This is a genomic window from Actinosynnema sp. NPDC023658 (assembly GCF_040639995.1).
Lineage (GTDB): Bacteria > Actinomycetota > Actinomycetes > Mycobacteriales > Pseudonocardiaceae > Actinosynnema.
In genome coordinates, this window is sequence record NZ_JBFAAX010001297.1 from 1 (window position 1) to 1357 (window position 1357).

Annotated in this window: 2 protein-coding genes; one reads left to right on the forward strand and one right to left on the reverse strand. The window is 74.9% G+C overall.

Annotation, left to right across the window (positions count from 1 at the left end; all coding sequences use genetic code 11):
* Positions 1-58 precede the first annotated feature (58 nt).
* Positions 59-802: a helix-turn-helix transcriptional regulator gene (locus AB0G02_RS40430; protein WP_360805901.1), complete on the reverse strand. Its 744-nt coding sequence runs from the start codon at positions 800-802 to the stop codon at positions 59-61.
* Positions 803-857: 55 nt separating this feature from the next.
* Between AB0G02_RS40430 and AB0G02_RS40435 the strand changes: the two genes are divergently transcribed.
* A partial coding sequence (locus tag AB0G02_RS40435) for an MFS transporter (RefSeq protein WP_360805904.1) occupies positions 858-1357 on the forward strand: 500 nt, incomplete at its 3' end.

A 1357-nucleotide genomic window follows, 5' to 3' on the forward strand; every position in this document is an offset into this window, starting at 1 on the left:
GCGCACCAGCCGACCGCACGGGCCGACCGGGCGGCCGGGCGACTGCGAGGACCGGGGCTCAGCGGCGGTGGAAGGCGCCCGGGGTGTGGCCGAAGGACCGGCGGAAGACGTCGATGAACGCGCTGGCCGACGACCACCCGCAGCGGTGTGCCACCGCGGTCACCGGCACGTCGTCGGACAGCATCCGCAGGGCGTGGTAGAGGCGCAGCTGGGTGCGCCACTGCGGGAAGGTCATGCCCAGCTCGGCGCGGAACAGGCGGCTCAGCGTGCGTTCCCCCACGCCGACGGACGCGCCCAGCTCGGCGAGCGTGCGCGGGTCGGCCGGGTCGTCGTGCAGCACCGCGCACAGCTCGACCAGCCGCGGGTCGCGGGGCGTGGGCAGCTGGACGGCCCGCCGGGGTGACGTCCGCAGCTGGTCCAGCAGCACCCCGCGCAACCGCCGCCGTTCCGGCCCGTCCTGCACCGGCTCACGGGTGTAGGCGACGATCAGCTCCCGCAGCAGCGAGCCCACGGCGAGCACCGTCGGCTCGTGCAGGCCGAGCGGGTTGGTCCGCGCGGGCAGGCCCACCAGGTGAAGGTCGACGCGACCGTGGGCGCGGTGCGCGTGCACGGTGCCCGCCGGCACCCAGATCGCCTGCGTCGGCGGTGCGAACCAGGTGCCCGCGGCCGTCGTCACCGCCACCACGCCGGAACCGGCGTACGCGTTCTGGTGGTCGTCGTGCCGGTGCGCGTCGATGCCGGCCAGCGGCGGCAGTCGTCGCGTCCGCGTAGGGGCCTGCGGGAAGTGGCGGATTTCCGACATCACCTGGCACTTTATCGGAAGCGCGACAGACCGCGCGGCCGCGAGGCTCTCCGGCATGACCAAGAACTCCCGCCGCCCGGTCGCGTGGCTGTCGGTCGGCCACGCCTGCGTGGACGTCTACCAGGGCTCGGTCGCCGCCCTGGTGCCGTTCTTCGTGGTCGAGAGGGCCTACCCGTACGCGGTCGCGGCGGGTGTCGTGCTGGCCGCGTCGCTGCTGTCCTCCGTCGTGCAACCCCTCTTCGGGATCCTCACCGACCGGTGGGCGATGCCGTGGCTGCTGCCGGTGAGCACCCTCGTCGGCGGGATCGGCGTGGCGCTGAGCGGGGTCACCCACCAGTACGCGCTCACCGTGGCGGTCATGGCGCTGTCCGGCATCGGGGTCGCCGCGTACCACCCGGAGGCCGCCCGCGTCGCCAGGGTCGCGAGCGGCGGCAGCGACACGGCGATGAGCTGGTTCAGCCTGGGCGGCAACGTCGGGTTCGCCGCCGCGCCGCTGCTGGTCGCCGCGGTCGTCGCCACCGGTGGGCTGGCCGCGTCACCGCTGCTGGCCGTCCC

What these genes read in the sequence shown, in the direction of transcription:
- AB0G02_RS40430 (WP_360805901.1), bottom strand. Translation starts at nt 802, where the DNA reads ATGTCGGAAATCCGCCACTTCCCGCAGGCCCCTACGCGGACGCGACGA.